Raw genomic sequence first — 18,342 nt, 5'->3', positions numbered from 1 at the left:
GGGCTTGTTATAAAGCAAACGGTTTTTATCCGAATTACGTAGACCGAAGAACGACGAAAGGGGACTTACGTGAACAAGTCTGAGTTGATCGATGCTATCGCCGCTGAGGCTGATATTCCCAAGGCTGCTGCTAGCAAGGCTCTGGACGGCATGATTGCCGCCGTGACTGGCGCGCTGAAACAAGGTGATACCGTTACGCTGGTTGGTTTCGGCACCTTCTATGTTGGTGAGCGTGCTGAGCGCACTGGCCGTAACCCGAAGACCGGTGACTCCATCACGATTCCGGCTGCCCGTTCGCCGAAGTTCCGTGCTGGCAAAGCCCTGAAGGACGCGCTATAATTTGAAACCTTGTCGCCAAGACAAGGTTTCAAGGGGTGATTAGCTCAGTTGGTAGAGCGTCTGCCTTACAAGCAGAATGTCGGCGGTTCGACTCCGTCATCACCCACCAAAGTTCGGAGCGGTAGTTCAGTTGGTTAGAATACCGGCCTGTCACGCCGGGGGTCGCGGGTTCGAGTCCCGTCCGCTCCGCCAGAACAGACAAAAAAGGTGAACGACACTTCCGTTCACCTTTTTTTTTACCGAGGTGGCATCCGCCTTTCGCACCATGTTCGAGTTTGTCCAGAACAATAAATTTGTCATCAAAGTCATTCTTGGCGCTATTGCGCTGACCTTTGTCGGTTTTGGTGTGGGTAGCTATACCACGGCAGTGGATGAGCCCTATCTGGCCAAGGTGGGGAATGTGAAGATACACAAACAGGATCTGGACCGTGCCCTGGAAGGCCAGCCGGCCGATGCTGCCACCCGCCAGGCCGTGCTGGAGAACCTGATCCGCCAACAACTGCTGCTGGCCGATGCGCATGCGGCGGGCCTGACCGTTTCTGATGCCCAGCTGCGCAAGGCGATCGCCTCGATACCTGCCTTGCAGGAAAACGGGGCTTTCAGCGCCGAGCGCTACAAGCAGTTCCTGGCCGGGCGCTATCAGTCGTCGGTGGCCTTCGAGGAACTGGTCAAGCGAGACATCCTGCTGCAAGGTCAGCTGACCAGCCTGTTGGGTAGCCAGATTGTGCCTCGTGCCGTGGTCGATCGCATGGCGGGGGTCTTGGGCGAAAGCCGCGAGGTGCGGGCGCTGGTGCTCAAGCCGGAGGCGTTTGCCGCCGAGGTCAAGACCGATGACGCCGCCTTGAAGGCGTTTTACGACGCGAGTCTGAAGCGCTTCCGCACCCCTGAGGCGGTCAAGCTGGATTACGTGGTGTTGTCGCAGGATGCGCTGGCAGCGGCTCAGGCGGTGACCGATCAAGAAGTCGAAAGCTACTACAACGAACATAAGGCTGACTTCGGCAGCGAAGAGCGGCGCGTATCGCATATTCTGCTGACGGTGCCGCCGAAGGCAACGGCGGAGCAGAAGGCCAAGGTGCGCAGCGCCGCTGAAGCCTTGCTGAAGGAGGTGCGCGCCAACCCGGCCAAGTTTGCCGAGTTGGCCAAGACCCGCTCGCAGGATCCGGGCTCGGCCGCCAACGGCGGGGATCTGGGCTTCTTCGGCCGTGGTGCGATGGTAAAGCCGTTCGAGGACGTTGCGTTCCGCATGCAACCGGGCCAGATCAGCGAAGTGGTGGAGACGGAGTTCGGCTTCCATATCCTGAAGCTGGACGAGGTCAAGCAGCCGGTCTTTGCCGCGGTCAAGGGTGAGGTCGAGCTGCGTCTTAAACGCCAGAAGGCGGCCGCACAGTTCCGTGCCGCGTCGGAGAAACTGGGGGAGTTGGCTTATCAGCAGGCCGATTCGCTCAAGGCGATCAGTGATCAGTTGAAGCTGAGCCCACAGCATTCCGATTGGCTGGTGCGCGGCAAGCCGGCCAGCACCCCGGTGCTGAACAACCCCAAGTTGCTGGAAGCCGCTTTCAGCGACGATGTCCTCAAGGGCAAGCATAACAGCGAGCCGGTCGACCTCGGCAAGAACACCCTGGTGGTGGTGCGGGTGGCCGAGCACCAGCCAGAGCGTCAGCAGACGCTGGCGGAAGTGCAGAACGTGATCAAGGCCGAGCTGGTACGGCGCGAGGGGGCCAAGCTGGCGGAGAAGCGTGGTGATGCCTTGTTGACCGAGCTGAAGGCGGGCAAGAACATCGACAGCCAGCCGTGGGAGCCCGCCCAGACGGTGTCACGACGTTCCTTTGGTGCGCTGTCGTTGCCCGAGGTGCGGGCGGTGTTCGCGGCTAGCGCGACCAAGCTACCGGCGTTTGCCGGCGTCAAGCAGGATGGCGGCAACTACGTGGTGTATCGTGTCGACAAGGTGATTCCCGCTCCGGCACCTAGCCAGGCCGAGCGCAGCCAGTTGAGCGGCCTGATCGGTGAAATGAATGCGAATGCCCAGGTGGCGAGCTACCTGGAGGCCTTGCGCGAGAAGTACAAGGTGACGCTGAGCCAGCAGCCGGCCGAGTAACGGCCCGTTGAGGCGGTTATAGTTGGATAGCCGGCGCAACGGAGTTGCGCCGGTTTTGTTTTGTTGTTTCGATGGGCATGAAAAAAGGGCCCTGAGGCCCTTTGTGGCGACCCTGTAATGAATCAGGCGGCGAAGTTCTGTGCCACGAAGTTCCAGTTCACCAGCTTCCAGAAGCTTTCCAGGTAGTTCGGGCGGCTGTTGCGGTAGTCGATGTAGTAGGCGTGCTCCCATACGTCACAGGTCAGCAGCGCTTTTTTGTCGGTGGTCAGCGGGGTGGCGGCGTTGCTGGTGGAGACCAGGTCGAGCGAGCCATCCGGGCTCTTCACCAGCCAGGCCCAGCCGGAGCCGAAGGTGCCGGCAGCGACGGCGTTGAAGGCTTTCTTGAACTCGTCGAACGAGCCCCACTTGGCGTTGATGGCGTCAGCCAGGGCGCCGGTCGGTTCGCCACCGGCATTCGGGGCCAGGCCGAACCAGTAGAAGGTGTGGTTCCAGACTTGAGCCGCATTGTTGAACAGGCCGCCGGTCGATTTCTTGACGATTTCTTCCAGGCTGGCGTTCTCGAACTCGGTGCCCTTGATCAGGTTGTTCAGGTTGGTGACGTAGGTCTGATGGTGTTTGCCGTAGTGGTATTCCAGGGTTTCCTTGGAAATGTACGGAGCGAGGGCGTCCAGCGCGTACGGGAGTTCCGGCAGTTTGTGTTCCATCTTGATCTCCTAAGTGGGGGTGAATGTCGGCTCCGGGCCGACACGATGATGGCGGCAAGTTTACTGGAATTGCCGGGGCCGGCCAATAGCCGACTAAAAAGGTAGAGTAAAGGGTTTCATGGCGTATTTTGACGTAATCATCATCGGGGCCGGCGCCGCCGGGCTGATGTGTGCGGCTACCGCCGGGCAGCGGGGCCGTTCGGTGCTGTTGCTCGATCATGCGGCCAAGCTGGCGGAGAAAATCCGTATTTCCGGCGGCGGGCGGTGCAACTTCACCAACCTCCAGGCCCGGCCCGAGTGCTATCTCTCGGAGAATCCGCACTTCTGCCGCTCGGCCCTGTCACAATTCAGCGCCCAGGATTTCATCCGCCTGGTGGAGCGGCATGGCATCGGCTACCACGAGAAAACGCTGGGCCAATTGTTCTGTGACGAGTCCAGCCAGCAAATTATAGACATGCTGGACGGCCTGTGCCGCGAGGCCGGGGTCGATCGTCGCATGGGGGTGACGGTGGGCGCGGTGGAGCGTTCGGACCGCTTCCGGGTGCAGAGCTCGGCCGGGGTGTTCGAGTCGGCTTCGCTGGTTGTGGCGACGGGCGGGCTGTCGATTCCGCAGATTGGGGCGACCGGTTTCGGCTACCAATTGGCCGAACAGTTCGGCCTGGCACTGACGCCGAGGGTGCCGGCGCTGGTGCCGCTGACCTTTCATGCCGACGATGCCGCGCGCTTTGCGCCGCTGGCCGGCGTTTCGCTCGATGCGATGGCGGGCTGTGGCAAGACGCGCTTCCGGGAGAACGTATTGTTCACCCACAAAGGCTTGTCCGGGCCGGCCATCCTGCAGGCATCATCCTATTGGACGCCGGGTCAGGAGCTGGTGCTCGATCTGCTGCCCGAACTCGACGCCGAGGCGTTCCTGGCGGAGCGTGAGGGCAGCGACCAGCTGCTGGCGAATGCCCTGGCCGATGCCGGTTGGCCGAAGCGCTTTGCCCAGGCCTGGCTGGACGGCGTGGGCTTTGGCGGGCGTGTGAAGGACCTGCCCGGCAAGCGCCGCCGCCAGCTGGCGGAAACGCTGCACCACTGGCGCGTTCGCCCCAACGGCAGCCAGGGTTACAAGAAGGCGGAGGTGACGCGTGGCGGCGTCAGTACGCGCGACCTGTCGTCCAAGACCATGATGGCCAAGGATGTGCCGGGGTTGTTCTTCATCGGCGAGGTGGTGGATGTGACCGGCTGGCTCGGCGGCTACAACTTCCAGTGGGCCTGGTCATCCGGCTTCGTCGCCGGCGAAAACTGTTAGAATCGCGGTTCGTCTGGTGTCAGACAGGACAGAACCCCACCCCACGACACTCTTTTCAAGCGGTGTCGTCTTACTTGATGTTGTACATGACCGACTCGACTGAATACTTTGACAGCGCCACCGCTGCGGTGCGCACCCCGCCCCAGTCCATCGAGGCCGAACAATCGGTGCTGGGTGGTCTGTTGCTCGATAACAGCGCCTGGGACAAGATCGCGGACGTGGTGGGCGAAGCGGATTTCTACCGTCACGACCACCGGCTGATCTACAAGCATATTGCCAAACTGGTCGAACACTCGCGGCCGGCCGATGTGGTGACGGTGCTGGAGAGTCTCGACAAGTCGGGTGAGAGCGGGGCGGTAGGTGGGTTGGCCTATCTCGCCACGCTGGCGCAGAACACGCCGTCCGCCGCCAACATCCGCCGCTACGCCGAGATCGTGCGAGAGCGCTCGATCATGCGCCAGCTGGCGCAGGTCGGCACGGAGATCGCCGAGGCGGCCTACGCGCCGATGGGGCGCGACGCCGCCCAGCTGCTGGATGAGGCCGAAGGCAAGGTGTTCCACATCGCCGAATCGACCGCCAAGTCGAAGCAGGGCTTCCTTGAGATGCCGAACCTGCTGAAAGAGGTGGTCGAGCGCATCGACATGCTGTACAGCCGCGAGAACCCGGACGAGGTGACTGGCGTGCCGACGGGCTTCATTGATCTGGACGCCAAGACCTCAGGCCTGCAGCCCGGTGACCTGATCATCGTCGCCGGTCGTCCGTCGATGGGCAAGACCGCCTTCTCGATGAACATCGCCGAGCACGTGGCGGTGGAGCAGCATCTGCCGGTGGCGGTGTTCTCGATGGAAATGGGCGGCTCGCAGCTGGTGATGCGTATGCTGGGCTCGGTCGGCAGGCTCGACCAGCACATACTGCGCACCGGCAAGCTGGGCGACGATGACTGGCAGAAGCTGACCTACGCCATCGGCAAGTTGTCCGACGCACCGATGTACATCGACGAGACGGCGGCGTTGACCGCGCTGGAGTTGCGCGCGCGCGCACGTCGCCTGGCGCGTCAGCACGGTGGGAAGCTGGGCCTGATCGTGATCGACTATTTGCAGCTGATGTCCGGCTCGGGTCGCGGCGACAACCGTACCGCCGAGCTGGGTGAGATTTCGCGTGGCCTGAAGGGGCTGGCCAAGGAGCTGCAGGTGCCGGTGATCGCGCTGTCGCAGTTGTCGCGTGCGGTGGAGCAACGCCCTAACAAGCGGCCAATGATGTCCGACCTGCGTGAATCCGGTGCCATCGAGCAGGATGCCGACTTGATCATCTTCATGTACCGCGACGAGTACTACAACCCGGACTCGGACCAGAAGGGCTTGGCCGAAGCCATCATCGGCAAGCATCGTAACGGCCCGACCGGCGCGGTGCGGCTGGCCTTTATCGGCCACTACGCCAAGTTCGATAACGCCGCCTCCGTCGGTGCCACCGGCTGGGCAGACAGCGATTCCTGATCCATCAAGGTTGCCCGAAGCGTGGTCCTCGGCCAACCTTTATCGAGACGAGAGAGATATGAGTTATTACGACAAGCACGTGTTCATCTGCTGCAACCAGCGTGCCGAGGGCGAGGGCTGTTGCGCCGACTTCGGTACGCCGGCATTGCTGGGCTACATGAAGGACCGCGTCAAGGCGCTGGGCCTGGCCGGAGAGGGGCAGGTGCGCGTGAACAAGGCCGGGTGCCTCGGTCGTTGCGACGACGGTCCGGTGATGGTGGTGTATCCGCAGGAGACCTGGTACACCTTCGTCGACAAGGACGATCTCGACGAGATCATCGACAGTCACCTGGTGCAGGGCCAGGTGGTGGAAAGGCTGAAAATCTGATGCTGAAGGTTCCTCCCGTCATTTCCATCCGCGGTCCGGTCGGATCGCTCGAAACCATCTACATCGCCGCTCACGGGGAGACGCGTGGCATCGCGGTGATCTGCCATCCCAATCCCACCCAGGGCGGCACCAATACCAACAAGGTGGTGCAGACCACGGCGAAGGCGCTGTCCCAGCTCGGTTACGCCTGCTACTGCCCGAATCTGCGCGGGGTGGGCAACAGCGAGGGCGTGCACGATTACGGTACGGGCGAAGTGGATGACGTTGTCGCCGTGGTCGAGCATGCGCGAGCCGAGCAGGGTGACCTGTCGCTGGCGCTGGCGGGCTTCTCCTTCGGCGGTTTCGTCGCTGCCCGCGTACGCGAACGCATCGAGGCGGATCAGCTGCTGTTGATGGGGGTGGCGGTCGGTAAGTACGCCATTCCGACCCCCGAAGTGCCGGCCAACACGCTGGTGGTGCATGGCGAAGAGGACGAGGTGATCCCGCTGTCGGCGGTGCTCGACTGGGCCAGGCCGCAGGGGCTGCCGGTGACGGTGTTCCCGGGTACCGGGCACTTCTTCCACGGCAAGCTGGTGCCGCTCGGAAAATGGATCCAGCGCTGCTGGTAACGAGTCCGTCTTCGGCCAACCTTGCGGGTTGGCCGAAGCGTTTCTAGTGTAGGAAAAAGTTGCCGGCAACAGGGGGATGACATGCTCAGGGTGAGCGGGCTGGTCAAACGCTACGGCGAGCGTAATGCGGTGGACGGCATCAGTTTCGAGGTGCGGCGCGGCGAGTGCTACGGCCTGCTCGGTCCCAACGGTGCCGGCAAGACCACGACCATGAAACTGGCGCTTGGTCTGGTATTGCCCGATGCCGGCGAGATCATGCTGTGCGGCGAACCCATACCGGCACGGGCGCGGGAAGCGCGCAGCCGGGTCGGTGTCGTGCCGCAGTTCGACAACCTCGACCCGGACTTCACCGTGGCCGAAAACCTGCTGGTCTGGGGGCGCTATTTCGGCCTGCGTCCCGCCGATCTACGCGAGCGCGTGCCCTACCTGCTCGACTTCGCCGGCCTGGCCGGTCGTGCCGAAGCCAAGGTAGGGGAGCTGTCCGGCGGCATGAAGCGCCGCCTGACGCTGGCCCGTGCTCTGGTCAACGATCCCGATATCATCTTTCTCGACGAGCCCACCACCGGTCTCGATCCCCAGGCGCGCCATCTGATCTGGGGCCGGCTGCGGCAACTGACGCGGGCGGGCAAGACCCTGGTGCTGACGACGCACTTCATGGAAGAGGCCGAGCGCCTGGCGACGCGTTTGTCGGTGATGGACCACGGGCGGCTGATGGCGGAAGGCTCGCCGCGCGAGCTGATTCAGTCGCTGATCGAGGCCGATGTGGTCGAGGTGTTTGGCGATGGCGCCATCGACTGGGCCAGGCAGACATCGGCGGATGGCGTGCGGATGGAGCTCAGCGGCGAAACGGCCTTTTTCTATGGGCAGGGCATGGAGACGCTACTGGCGGCGCTGGGCGAGAGTGGTTTGCGCTACGTGCTGCGGCCGGCCAATCTGGAGGACGTGTTCCTACGCCTGACCGGGCGCGAGTTGCGTGATTGAACGCGTCCGGCTGGAAGCAAGTCGCCCGAAGATTTGACAGGCAGGAAAAACAAAACCTCCGTGGTCAATCCCCGGAGGCTTTGTTTTTGCGGATCGGCACCCGTTGTATGTCACCCAGGCGGCGGCCCGGGCTTACTTGAATACCGGCTTGGGCGGCGTGCCGTCCGACTGGGTGAGCACCTCGTAGCCGGTCTCGGTCACCAGAATGGTGTGCTCCCACTGGGCCGACAGGCTGCGGTCCTTGGTGACGACGGTCCAACCGTCGCCCAGCAGGCGCAGATGGCGCTTGCCCTGGTTGATCATCGGCTCGATGGTGAAGATCATGCCGGCCTTCAGCTCCAGGCCGGTGCCGGGGCGTCCGTAGTGGAGCACCTGCGGTTCTTCGTGGAATTTCTTGCCAATGCCGTGGCCGCAGAATTCCTGTACCACGCTGTAGCCGGCGGCTTCGGCGTGGCGCTGGATGACGTAGCCGATGTCGCCCAGCTTGGCGCCCGGTTTGACCTTGTCGATGCCTAGCCACATGCATTCGTAGGTGACCTTGGCGAGGCGGCGCGCATGCGGGCTGACTTCACCGACATAGAACATACGGCTGGTGTCGCCGTGATAGCCATCCTTGATCACGGTGACGTCGATATTGAGCATGTCCCCATTCTTGAGCGGCTTGTCGTTGGGGATGCCATGGCAGATGACATGGTTGACCGAGGTGCACACCGACTTGGGATAGGGGTTGTGGCCGTCCGGTGCGTAGTTCAGCGGGGCCGGAATGGTGCCTTGCACGTTGACCATGTAATCATGGCAGAGCTTGTCCAGCTCTTCGGTGGTTACGCCGGGTTTGATGTAAGGGGTGATGTAGTCGAGCACTTCGGAGGCCAGGCGGCCAGCGATGCGCATTTTTTCGATGTCTTCCGGGGTTTTGAGCGTGATGGACATGCTTCTGCTGCGTCGGTGGGTTCAAAGGCTAATAGTAGCAAATACCATAAAAAACGGGCACCCTCAGGCGCCCGTAAAAACTGACTCTTAAGAAGCTAACAGCGCTTAGAAGCTGTGCTTCATGCCAATACCGAAAGCTTGCGGGTCGTTGCCGGCGGTAAGGGCGGCAGTGGACTTGCCAAGGTTGCTGTCGTAAACCGGGTTGTTCTGCAGGTTGACGGCGGCTCTGCTGTTGTTGGTGATCTTGGTGGCGTAGGCCAGCAGTTGAGTGCGCTTGGACAGGTCATACGTTGCGCCCAGTACCCACTGCTTCGCCTTGTAGTCGTCTTCTGCGCCGGTGCGTGCATCTTTCAGCTTGCCCAGTTCGCTGTACGACAGCTTGACAGTAGTGGCACCAAAACTCTGAGAAAGGGCTACAGTCCAGTCGATCTGTTTGGTGTCGTTGCCCGAAATATAGTCGTTGCGTGCCTGCTCGACGCCAGCGCCAATCATGGTGCCGGTCGGGAACATGTAGCTGGCAACCAGTTTGTAGTACTGGGTGTTGTTTAGGTCGTTGCTGCTGGCGCTGGCCATTTTGCTGCCTTGGCGATCATAGCCAAGTGCTACCGTCAATGCGTCCCAAGTGTATTTACCGGCCAACGACAGGCGGTAGTTATTTTGCTGGTCAGTAGCTCGGGTCTCAGTGCCGGTTGCCGGGTCTACGTAGGTGCGGATTTCATCCACACCGTAAGAGGCGCCCAGCTCGAAACCGGCCATCTTCGGCGAGAAGTAGTGAACCGAGTTCTTCAGGCGGGTTTCGCCGCGGCTGAAGATGGCGGTCGCACCTTGGGTATCTGCCGTGGTGTTGGCCATGGCGTTGATGCCAATATCGGTCAGTGCCTTGTAGGCGGTGTCATTCTGACCAAGCAGCACTTTGCCGAAGTTTGCATTTTCCAGGCCAACAAAGCTGTTGCGGGTAGCGAAGGTTGCGGTTTCGCCCTTGTCGTTGGTGCCGCCTTGTTCGAAGTTTTTCAGGCTGCTTTCAACCTGCCAGATCGCTTTCAGGCCATTACCCAGATCTTCGTTGCCCTTGAAGCCGATGCGGGAGTTTTCATCGGAAACGCGGGTGCGGGACTTGTAATCCTTGGACGAATCACCGTTGCCGGTGGCCTTAACGGATTCTACACCGGCGCTCACAAAGCCGTAGATGGTTACATCGGCCATGGCCGGGGCGGCAAACGCGCCGGCAACGACGGCGGCGATCATGATTTGTTTGTTGGCAAACAGTTGTTTCATTTGGCAATGACCTTTCTTATGGGTACTGCTGGTGGAAGTAAGCAAATGATCAGCTTTTTATTATTACGGTGGCCCCCGTACCGGGATAACCAAGGAAAACTCATATGGTTTTCGCCGCCGTGTATTTGTAACAAACAATGCCGCTTTCGTGTCTTGATCTGAAGTAGGGTAAAACGCCAGTTGACGAATTCCTTGTTTCTGTCATATGCGCCGGGCTTGGTAAGGGATGAGGGTTAAGTGTGGTGGTATGCCAATAAAACAGAAAATTTGCGGCATAAAATGCCAACGTCAATAGGTTTTCTTCTGTGGTTTTGCGGGGGTATCGCTACCGATGTGTGTGGTGAAATTGTGACGGATTGTTTTAACTGGCCGCTCAAAGTGTTGTTTTTTTGTCTGTTTGTTGCAAAATAGTGTCGTATTTGTGCACATGTACGTTTTGTGCAACAGGCAATGAATGAAGGCAAGGTCGGCGCTTGCCCTGATGGGCATCGGCTCGGAGTGGTGGTTGTAAGCGAAGGGCAGGGGAGAAGGGCCCAAAAGCAGCTTCTGGCCACTGGGAAAGCCCGAAGCTGATTTTGGCGAATGCTGTGGTGTTGACCGGAATGATCGAGTTTTGCAGAGGGGTCAGGCGAGAAATTTGTTGGGGTAGACCTCGTCGATCAGGGTGCGGCAATCGACGACACGTAAATCATTGTCTTTGGCGAAATCCAGCAGGAACTGAAATACGGCGGGGTCGATTTTTTCCAGCTTCTTGTCGACGGCCACGCAGCGTACTCCTTCGAGCAACATCGGGCGCACATACGCGTGGTAGGCCAGTTTCTGATTGTCGCCAAAGGAGGCCAGGATGCCGGAGAGGCGTTCGGCCCAGTCGCTTGGGCGGAAGGTGCGTCCTTCAGAGGTGAGACCCTGAATGACGATTTCATATGGGTTACAGATCATAGTGATGGACCGGAGGAGTACTTGTTCTGTGTAGTCTCTCGAATCCCGGCCGATGGTGCTATTGGTGTTTTACCCATTTTGCCGGGGTGTGCACTCGAGGGTTTGCCCGCATTCTACCCCAAAACTAGATGCGCTTGAACGGGGGCAATGAGGCCAACAGCTTCTTGCCATAGCTCTGGCGCATCAGCCGGTTATCAAGGATGGTGACCCGGCCGTAGTCCTGTTCGGTGCGAATCAGCCGGCCGACAGCCTGGATCAGCTTGATCGATGCTTCCGGCACGGTGATCTCGATGAACGGGTTGCCGCCACGCTTCTCGATCCAGCGCGACAGTGTGCGGCCGACCGGGTCATCCGGCATGGCGAAGGGCAGCTTGGCGATGATCACGTGTACGCAACTCTCGCCGGGCAGGTCTAGTCCTTCCGAAAATGAATCAAGGCCGAAAATGACGCTCGCTTCACCTTGCTTGAGGCGTTCATGGTGCTGCACCAAAAGCCGGCTCTTGGGCAGTTCGCCCTGGATCAGCAGCCGTTCGCGCAGTCCTGCCGGTACGGCGGCCGCGACTTCCTGCATCTGCTTGCGTGACGAGAATAGCACCAGCGAGCCGAGTGGTTCGGTGACGTCGATCAGTCGCGGCAGCCATTCGACGATCTCCCGGGTATGAGCGGCAGGGTCCTTGGGGGAGGCTACCATGGGGGGGAGGTACAACTCCCCTTGTTCCTGGAAACTGAATGGCGAGTCGAGGGCGACGCAGCTGACATCGGGCAGCCATTTGAGGCCAGTTTGCGACAGCAGCAGGTCGAATTCGCCCAGCGAGCGCAGCGTGGCCGAGGTCAACAGGGCGCCGGCGGCGCGGCGCCATAGAGTGCCGGCGAGGCTCGCGGCGGCACTGACCGGCGAGGCGCTGAACAGGTAGTCGCCCTTGCCTTCGGTGCGCCGGGTGATCCACTTGGCGATCGGCGGTGCGTTCTCGTCGGGGGCCTTCTCGAACAGATCCCACACCGCCATCAGCTGTTCTGAGCGGCCGATCAGAAAGCCCAGGTCGCTGCTGAGCTTGTCGACCAGCGAAGTCTCGCTGCTTTTGTCCTTGCGTGCGTCGGCCAGCGCGTCGTTCATCGACGTCAGGTGCTTGTAGACCATCCGTGCCGACATGGCGAGGTTGGCGGCGGGCACGGCGAAGCGCTCGGGGAGGATGCCGTCGTCGATCAGCCAGGTCGGTTCCAGGTTGTCGCTGCTGGCAGCCAGCGCTTCTTCGCCTTCCAGCAGCCACAACCATTCGGTTAGCGTCTCCATGCAGGCGCCGGCGGCTTCGATTGCATTACCCGCCAGTTCGCCCTTGTTGGTCAGGCTATCGACGCGGGTGGCGACGGCGGCAACTTTCTCGAGCCAGAACATGGCCTGTGCCAGCGAGTGCTCGGCGGAGAACTGGTTGACTGCCTTCTTGGCCAGGTGGTGCGCCTCATCGATGCAGTAGAAGCTGTCATCGGGTGCCGGAAGGATAACCCCGCCGCCCATGGCAACATCGGCCAGCATCAGGTCATGGTTGGCGACCACGACATCCACCGTTTCCAGGGTTTCGCGGGCGAGATAAAACGGACATTCGGGACGGTTGGGGCACGCAGCCTTGAGGCAGCTGTGCCGGTCATTGGTGACGCGGCTCCATAGGCCGTCTTCGACTACCTCTTGCCAAGTATCGCGATCACCGTTCCAGCGCCGGTAATAGAATTCATCGGCCATCTGGCGCAGGGTTTCCAGCTCCTCAGCCTGCGGCTTGCGGTCCCAGAGTGCCAACTCCGGCTCCGGCGCCAGCAATTGGCCTTGTGCCGAGTTTGCCGTCAGTTGATAGAGGCGGTGTGGGCAAAGATAGCGCCCGCGCCCCTTGGCCAGGGCAAAGGTGAGCGGCAGCCCGCTGTTGTCCACCACGAAGGGCAGGTCCCGGTTGACGAGTTGTTCCTGCAGCGCGACGGTGGCGCTGGTGACCACCAGCTTCTTGCCGCGCGCGCGCGCCATGACGCCGCCGGCCAGCAGGTAAGCTAGGCTCTTGCCGACACCGGTGGGGCCTTCCACCACGATGATGCTTTCCCCCTCGCGCTCGGGCAGCTCATCGCCTTCCTTGTTCTTGCTGCGCGAGAAGGCGTTGGCGATTTCGGCCAACATACGGCGTTGGGCATTGCGCGGGCGGAACCCCGGCAGGTTGTCGGCAATGGCGCGGTAGTGGTCGCGAATGGCGTCTTTTTCGGCATCGGTCAGCATGGGGCAGATTTTACCCGAAGGGGGGATTGTGCGCCCGCATCAATGACGCACCACTGTCTGCGAGCTAGGATGAGGGCAAAACTAGCATGTGAACAGAATGTCGTACTGACATGGGTCAGCATCATCGCGTTGAGTCGGGAGGAGGGGTAAATGACACCCGTGAGCCGAGTGCTGGTGGTGAGCGACGATGCCAAATGGCAAGGGGAAGTGCTGGCGGGGCTGGGGGCGGTGGCGGTGCAGCTGGAGAATCCCTTCGGTCTTAGCTTTCTGGGAGCGGCCCGGCTGGGCGAAGCCATGGAGAGGGTGGCGGCCGACGGGGATATCCAGATCGTCCTGGTCGACAAACAGCTGGGTCAGGAAGGTCTTGCCCAGCCGGCGGTGCAGTTGGCGAACCGGATCGTCGCCTTCCGTCCCGAATTGTCGCTGTACATCCTGCTGGTGGACGATGACCAGAAACTGCTGGTCGAGGAGATGGCCAGTCATGCCGTGGATGGCTATTTTTACCGGGATGAACTCGACTTCAGCGGTTGGTTCCGGATTCTGACGGCCGAGTTGGCCGAGAAATCGGCTACGCCGTTCTACGACAGATTGAAGCAGTATGTAGGGATGGCCAAGGATTCCTGGCATACGCCGGGGCATTCCGGGGGGGACTCGCTGAAAGGCAGCCCATGGGTGGGTGATTTCTACGAATTCGTCGGCGAGAACATGCTGCGGGCCGATCTGTCGGTGTCGGTGCCCATGCTCGATTCGCTGCTGCATCCGACCGGAGTGATCGCCGAGTCGCAGGCGCTGGCCGCCAAGGCGTTCGGCGCGCGCAAGACCTATTTCGCCACCAATGGCACATCGACCTCCAACAAGGTCATTTTCCAGACGTTGTTGACGCCGGGCGCGACGCTGCTGCTGGATCGCAATTGCCACAAGTCGGTGCATCACGGCGTGATCCTGTCTGGCGCCCGCCCGGTCTATCTCGATTCCTCTATTAATCCCAAGTACGGCATTTTCGGGCCGGTGTCGAAAGCCACCCTGTTCGCCGCCGTCCGGGCGCACCCGGAGGCGCGGGTGTTGATCCTGACCTCGTGCACTTACGACGGGCTGCGCTACGATCTCGAACCGATCGTCGAGGCGGCTCACGCCAGGGGTATAAAGGTAGTCGTGGACGAGGCGTGGTATGGCTTTGCCCGCTTCCATCCGCAGCTTCGGCCCACCGCGCTGGAGGCGGGGGCGGATTATGTCACGCAAAGCACCCACAAGGTGCTGTCGGCCTTTTCGCAGGCGGGCATGATTCACGTCAACGACCCCAACTTCGACGAGCATCTGTTTCGAGAAAATTTCAATATGCACGCCTCGACCAGCCCCCAGTACAACCTGATTGCCAGCCTCGACGTGGCGCGCAAGCAGGCGGTGATGGAGGGGTATCGGTTGCTGGAGCGTACGTTGAGGCTGGCCCAGGAGTTGCGGCAGAAGATCGATTCGACCGGCGTATTTCGCGTGTTGGAATTGGAGGATCTGCTGCCGGAGGAGGTACGGGAGGATGGTATCCGGCTTGATCCCACCAAGCTCACGATCGATATCACCGGCTCCGGATTCAGTGCGGATGAATTGCAGCAGGCCTTGTTCGAGCGCTACAACATCCAGGTGGAGAAGTCGACATTCAGCACGGTTACGTTGTTGCTGACCATCGGCACCACGCGCAGCAAGGTATCGCGGCTGCACGATGCCATGCTGCGGCTGGCCAAGGAAAAGCGACCGCGGCATACGCCGCGGCGTATGCCGGAGATTCCCCATTTCAGCCGGCTGGCGTGCCTGCCACGCGATGCCTTTTATGAAGAAGGGGAACGTCTACCCTTATTGGATGATGAGGGGCGACCGAATGGCGAGCTGGTAGGGCGGGTGTGCTGCGACCAGATCGTTCCCTATCCGCCGGGGATTCCGGTGTTGGTGCCGGGCCAGGTGATCGACGAGAGCATCCTGTCCTACCTGGCGCGCCTGCAAAAAGCACAAAAAACCATAGAAATGCACGGCTTGGCAGGTAATTCTGGTGATTACGTGGTGCGGGTTCTCAGTTCGGTAGAGTTTTTGCAATTGCCGAGCAGAATATTGTTCAGTTGATTGCTTGCCAGTCCGGCCGATTTCCGATAAATATAAGGTTTGTCGCATTTGTGTAAGTTTTCGGCCGATTGGCCACATTTTGCGACATCCTGATGTACCGATAATTTTGCAACCAGCGTGTAGTACGTGCCGCCGCGCGAGACTTCCGGGCCCGGCGGCCATTTATTTTGGATTGTGACCATGACGCAAGTAAGACATTACCTGCAATTCAGTGACCTGAACCGCGATGACTACCAGTACCTCTTCCAGCGTGCCCAGGTACTGAAGCGACGACATGGCTCCGGAGAGCTGTACCGTCCGCTGGTAGGCAAGGTGATGTCGATGGTGTTCGAGAAGAACTCCACCCGCACCCGGGTGTCGTTCGAAGCCGGCATGTCCCAGCTGGGCGGCCACGCCATGTTCCTCGATGCCAACACGTCGCAGCTGGGGCGCGGCGAGCCGATCGAGGATACGGCGCGGGTGTTGTCGCGCATGAGCGATATCATCATGATCCGCACCTTCGAGCAATCCAATGTCGAGCGTCTGGCCGCCAATTCGCGCGTGCCGGTGATTAACGGGCTGACCAACGAGTATCACCCGTGCCAGATTCTGGCCGACATCCTGACCTTTATCGAGCATCGTGGTTCGATCAAGGGCAAGACCGTGGCCTGGGTGGGCGACGGCAACAATATGTGCCGCACTTGGCTGCAGGCCGCCAAGCTGCTCGATTTCAAGCTCAAGGTGGCGACCCCGGTGGGCTACGAGCTGAAGGCTCTCGACAGCCAGCATTACGGCCCAGAGCATTTCGAGCCCAGCCATAGTGCCGAGCACGCCGTGGCAGGCGCCGATCTGGTGACCACCGACGTGTTTACCAGCATGGGCTTCGAAGCGGAGTCCGTGGCGCGCATGGAAGCGTTCCGCAACTATCAGATCACAGCCGATCTGATGAAGCACGCCAAGCCGGATGCCCTGTTCATGCACTGTCTGCCGGCGCACCGCGGTGAAGAGGTGGCCGCCGACGTGATCGACGGTCCGCAAAGCGTGGTGTGGGATGAGGCGGAAAACCGTATGCACGGGCAGAAAGCCCTAATAGAATATCTCCTGCTGGGTCGTGTAGACGACTGAAGAGCCTGTTTCATCAGGCGGCTGAGCCTTCGCACCTTAGAGTGCCGGCGGACTGCGGGCGAATTTTTAATTCGCGCAGCGATGCGGAATCCTCATGTGCTCTGAGTACATTGAGGGTTCCCTTGCTCCGGCGGCGCTCGATCTGCTCCGGCTCGCTCGCCTGCTGAAATAGGCCTACATTCCTGCAAGGGAACTCCGAACATTTCGCCGAAAGAAAACGTAATGTCTGACATTAAAAAAGTAGTGCTGGCCTATTCCGGCGGCCTGGATACCTCCGTTATCCTCAAATGGCTGCAAGATACCTATCAGTGTGAGGTCGTCACCTTCACCGCCGACATCGGCCAAGGTGAGGAAGTGGAACCGGCGCGCAAGAAAGCCGTGGCGCTCGGCATCAAGCAGGAAAACATCTTCATCGACGACCTGCGTGAAGAATTCGTGCGCGATTTCGTGTTCCCGATGTTCCGTGCCAACGCCATCTACGAAGGCGAGTACCTGCTGGGCACGTCGATCGCCCGTCCGCTGATCGCCAAGCGCCAGATCGAGATCGCCAACCAGACCGGTGCCGACGCGGTATCGCATGGCGCCACCGGCAAGGGCAACGACCAGGTGCGTTTCGAGCTGGGCTACTACGCCCTGAAGCCGGACGTCAAAGTGATCGCCCCGTGGCGCGAGTGGGACCTGCTGTCGCGCGAGAAGCTGCTCGCTTATGCCGAGAAAAACGGCATCGACATCACCAAGAAGAAGAGCGGCGGCAGCCCGTACTCGATGGATGCCAACCTGCTGCACATCTCCTACGAAGGCACCGTGCTGGAAAACCCGGCCGCCGAGCCGGAAGAAGACATGTGGCTGTGGACCGTGTCGCCGGAAAATGCCCCGGACCAGGCCGAATACGTCGAACTCGAATACAAGAACGGTGACATCGTCGCCATCAACGGTGTGGCGCTGAGCCCGGCCCAGGTGCTGACCGAACTGAACCGCCTCGGTGGCAAGCATGGTATCGGCCGTCTCGACATCGTGGAAAACCGCTACGTCGGCATGAAGTCGCGCGGCTGCTACGAAACCCCGGGCGGCACCATCATGATGAAGGCGCACCGCGCCATCGAATCGATCACGCTTGACCGCGAAGTGGCGCACCTCAAGGACGAGCTGATCGCCAAGTACGCCAGCCTGATCTACAACGGCTACTGGTGGGCGCCGGAACGCAAGATGATGCAGAACATGATCGACGCGTCGCAGGCCACCGTGAACGGCTGGGTACGCCTCAAGCTGTACAAGGGCAACGTGATCGTAGTGGGTCGCGATTCGAAGACCGATTCGCTGTTCGACCCGAACATCGCGACCTTCGATGAAGACTTCGGTGCCTACAACCACGCCGATGCCGCCGGCTTCATCCGCCTCAATTCGCTGCGCATGCGCATTGCCGCCAAGCTGTACAACAAGTAATCGTGGCATGATGCAACAAAAACCGCACCCGGGTGGTGCGGTTTTTTTATCGGCTCCGTATAATGGCGGGGCTAAACAAATCAGGGACTTGCAATGAGCGAAGAGCAGTTCACCAATATCTCGCTGGCCGTGTGTCTGACCGGTCTCGTGGTGTTCATCGGATTCATCATCTGGGATCTGGGCAAAAAGTCGGGCGCCGGCAAGTTCGGCACGGCGGTGCTGTTCCTGGTGCTGGGGCTGGGGGTCGGTGGCTTCATCTTCAAGAATGTTCTGGTGGAGTTTTTCATTCTGAAGTAGCCGATTGGGGCCTTGCTCCCCGTGGTTGCTCGATTGATCAAAAAACACTGGCCCTTCCGGCTGATATATGGAGTAAAAGATCACATATTCTTGAATGAGCCTTTACCTGTCAGTCT

General features: G+C 60.5%; 16 protein-coding genes and 2 tRNA genes. 13 read left to right on the top strand and 5 right to left on the bottom strand.

Features of this window, described 5'->3' with window-relative positions:
* Positions 1 to 69 precede the first annotated feature (69 nt).
* From AC3WG5_RS10330 to AC3WG5_RS10315, 4 genes are all read left to right on the top strand, one after another.
* Positions 70 to 339 carry an HU family DNA-binding protein gene (locus tag AC3WG5_RS10330; protein WP_014087648.1) on the top strand — a complete coding sequence of 90 codons (270 nt, stop codon included), beginning with the start codon at positions 70 to 72 and terminating at the stop codon, positions 337 to 339.
* 33 nt (positions 340 to 372) lie between these two features.
* Positions 373 to 448, top strand: a tRNA-Val gene (locus tag AC3WG5_RS10325).
* Positions 449 to 454: 6 nt separating this feature from the next.
* Positions 455 to 531: transfer RNA gene (locus tag AC3WG5_RS10320), tRNA-Asp, on the top strand.
* Between the two features lie 73 nt (positions 532 to 604).
* Positions 605 to 2,434 (top strand): SurA N-terminal domain-containing protein, encoded by a 1,830-nt coding sequence (locus AC3WG5_RS10315; RefSeq protein WP_492568606.1) that lies wholly within the window; start codon positions 605 to 607, stop codon positions 2,432 to 2,434.
* A gap of 122 nt (positions 2,435 to 2,556) precedes the next feature.
* On the opposite strand, the gene sodB is transcribed toward AC3WG5_RS10315, so the two are convergent.
* Positions 2,557 to 3,138, bottom strand: coding sequence for a superoxide dismutase [Fe] (gene sodB / locus AC3WG5_RS10310; protein WP_492568605.1), 582 nt, complete (start codon positions 3,136 to 3,138; stop codon positions 2,557 to 2,559).
* A gap of 118 nt (positions 3,139 to 3,256) precedes the next feature.
* Between sodB and AC3WG5_RS10305 the strand changes: the two genes are divergently transcribed.
* The 5 genes from AC3WG5_RS10305 (at position 3,257) to AC3WG5_RS10285 (ending at position 7,878) form a co-directional block, all read left to right on the top strand.
* Positions 3,257 to 4,429, top strand: a complete 1,173-nt coding sequence (locus AC3WG5_RS10305) for a BaiN/RdsA family NAD(P)/FAD-dependent oxidoreductase (protein ID WP_492568604.1) — start codon at positions 3,257 to 3,259, stop codon at positions 4,427 to 4,429.
* Positions 4,430 to 4,515: 86 nt separating this feature from the next.
* Entirely contained in the window at positions 4,516 to 5,922 is a 1,407-nt protein-coding gene (gene dnaB, locus AC3WG5_RS10300) for a replicative DNA helicase (RefSeq protein WP_408003240.1), read from the top strand.
* A 58-nt stretch (positions 5,923 to 5,980) separates the two neighbouring features.
* Complete coding sequence (locus AC3WG5_RS10295; RefSeq protein WP_482581112.1) at positions 5,981 to 6,289, top strand: (2Fe-2S) ferredoxin domain-containing protein; 309 nt, start codon at positions 5,981 to 5,983, stop codon at positions 6,287 to 6,289.
* Positions 6,289 to 6,897, top strand: a complete 609-nt coding sequence (locus tag AC3WG5_RS10290) for an alpha/beta hydrolase (protein ID WP_492568603.1) — start codon at positions 6,289 to 6,291, stop codon at positions 6,895 to 6,897. The genes AC3WG5_RS10295 and AC3WG5_RS10290 overlap by 1 nt, the downstream gene beginning before the upstream one ends.
* A gap of 81 nt (positions 6,898 to 6,978) precedes the next feature.
* The gene (locus AC3WG5_RS10285) at positions 6,979 to 7,878 is read left to right on the top strand and encodes an ATP-binding cassette domain-containing protein (protein ID WP_492568602.1); all 900 of its coding nucleotides are present in this window, start codon (positions 6,979 to 6,981) and stop codon (positions 7,876 to 7,878) included.
* Positions 7,879 to 8,010: 132 nt separating this feature from the next.
* On the opposite strand, the gene map is transcribed toward AC3WG5_RS10285, so the two are convergent.
* From map to dinG, 4 genes are all read right to left on the bottom strand, one after another.
* Positions 8,011 to 8,808: a type I methionyl aminopeptidase gene (gene map, locus AC3WG5_RS10280; protein WP_294863749.1), complete on the bottom strand. Its 798-nt coding sequence runs from the start codon at positions 8,806 to 8,808 to the stop codon at positions 8,011 to 8,013.
* Positions 8,809 to 8,913: 105 nt separating this feature from the next.
* Positions 8,914 to 10,083 (bottom strand): porin, encoded by a 1,170-nt coding sequence (locus AC3WG5_RS10275; protein ID WP_482581116.1) that lies wholly within the window; start codon positions 10,081 to 10,083, stop codon positions 8,914 to 8,916.
* A gap of 624 nt (positions 10,084 to 10,707) precedes the next feature.
* Positions 10,708 to 11,022 carry a DUF3579 domain-containing protein gene (locus tag AC3WG5_RS10270; protein WP_008953623.1) on the bottom strand — a complete coding sequence of 105 codons (315 nt, stop codon included), beginning with the start codon at positions 11,020 to 11,022 and terminating at the stop codon, positions 10,708 to 10,710.
* A 124-nt stretch (positions 11,023 to 11,146) separates the two neighbouring features.
* Entirely contained in the window at positions 11,147 to 13,273 is a 2,127-nt protein-coding gene (gene dinG / locus AC3WG5_RS10265; RefSeq protein ID WP_492568601.1) for an ATP-dependent DNA helicase DinG, read from the bottom strand.
* A 150-nt stretch (positions 13,274 to 13,423) separates the two neighbouring features.
* On the opposite strand from dinG, the gene AC3WG5_RS10260 reads away from it, so the two are divergent.
* The 4 genes from AC3WG5_RS10260 to AC3WG5_RS10245 all read left to right on the top strand — a co-directional run bounded on the left by AC3WG5_RS10260 (position 13,424) and on the right by AC3WG5_RS10245 (position 18,226).
* Positions 13,424 to 15,382, top strand: coding sequence for an aminotransferase class I/II-fold pyridoxal phosphate-dependent enzyme (locus AC3WG5_RS10260; RefSeq protein ID WP_492568600.1), 1,959 nt, complete (start codon positions 13,424 to 13,426; stop codon positions 15,380 to 15,382).
* A gap of 180 nt (positions 15,383 to 15,562) precedes the next feature.
* Positions 15,563 to 16,486, top strand: a complete 924-nt coding sequence (argF, locus tag AC3WG5_RS10255) for an ornithine carbamoyltransferase (protein WP_492568599.1) — start codon at positions 15,563 to 15,565, stop codon at positions 16,484 to 16,486.
* Positions 16,487 to 16,708: 222 nt separating this feature from the next.
* Positions 16,709 to 17,929, top strand: a complete 1,221-nt coding sequence (locus AC3WG5_RS10250) for an argininosuccinate synthase (RefSeq protein WP_014087635.1) — start codon at positions 16,709 to 16,711, stop codon at positions 17,927 to 17,929.
* Positions 17,930 to 18,022: 93 nt separating this feature from the next.
* Positions 18,023 to 18,226, top strand: coding sequence for a DUF2788 domain-containing protein (locus tag AC3WG5_RS10245; RefSeq protein WP_008953628.1), 204 nt, complete (start codon positions 18,023 to 18,025; stop codon positions 18,224 to 18,226).
* Positions 18,227 to 18,342: the final 116 nt, after the last annotated feature.

It is taken from the genome of Pseudogulbenkiania sp. FW507-F1 (assembly GCF_058781125.1).
The sequence above is the reverse complement of the archived record's forward strand: the minus strand, read 5'-3'. Positions and strand labels throughout refer to the sequence as shown.

Bases quoted from the DNA above. Each gene is read 5' to 3' on its own strand.
- AC3WG5_RS10315 (WP_492568606.1), top strand. From the start codon at position 605: ATGTTCGAGTTTGTCCAGAACAATAAATTTGTCATCAAAGTCATTCTT.
- sodB (WP_492568605.1), bottom strand. From the start codon at position 3,138: ATGGAACACAAACTGCCGGAACTCCCGTACGCGCTGGACGCCCTCGCT.
- AC3WG5_RS10305 (WP_492568604.1), top strand. From the start codon at position 3,257: ATGGCGTATTTTGACGTAATCATCATCGGGGCCGGCGCCGCCGGGCTG.
- dnaB (WP_408003240.1), top strand. From the start codon at position 4,516: ATGACCGACTCGACTGAATACTTTGACAGCGCCACCGCTGCGGTGCGC.
- AC3WG5_RS10295 (WP_482581112.1), top strand. From the start codon at position 5,981: ATGAGTTATTACGACAAGCACGTGTTCATCTGCTGCAACCAGCGTGCC.
- AC3WG5_RS10290 (WP_492568603.1), top strand. From the start codon at position 6,289: ATGCTGAAGGTTCCTCCCGTCATTTCCATCCGCGGTCCGGTCGGATCG.
- AC3WG5_RS10285 (WP_492568602.1), top strand. From the start codon at position 6,979: ATGCTCAGGGTGAGCGGGCTGGTCAAACGCTACGGCGAGCGTAATGCG.
- map (WP_294863749.1), bottom strand. From the start codon at position 8,808: ATGTCCATCACGCTCAAAACCCCGGAAGACATCGAAAAAATGCGCATC.
- AC3WG5_RS10275 (WP_482581116.1), bottom strand. From the start codon at position 10,083: ATGAAACAACTGTTTGCCAACAAACAAATCATGATCGCCGCCGTCGTT.
- AC3WG5_RS10270 (WP_008953623.1), bottom strand. From the start codon at position 11,022: ATGATCTGTAACCCATATGAAATCGTCATTCAGGGTCTCACCTCTGAA.
- dinG (WP_492568601.1), bottom strand. From the start codon at position 13,273: ATGCTGACCGATGCCGAAAAAGACGCCATTCGCGACCACTACCGCGCC.
- AC3WG5_RS10260 (WP_492568600.1), top strand. From the start codon at position 13,424: ATGACACCCGTGAGCCGAGTGCTGGTGGTGAGCGACGATGCCAAATGG.
- argF (WP_492568599.1), top strand. From the start codon at position 15,563: ATGACGCAAGTAAGACATTACCTGCAATTCAGTGACCTGAACCGCGAT.
- AC3WG5_RS10250 (WP_014087635.1), top strand. From the start codon at position 16,709: ATGTCTGACATTAAAAAAGTAGTGCTGGCCTATTCCGGCGGCCTGGAT.
- AC3WG5_RS10245 (WP_008953628.1), top strand. From the start codon at position 18,023: ATGAGCGAAGAGCAGTTCACCAATATCTCGCTGGCCGTGTGTCTGACC.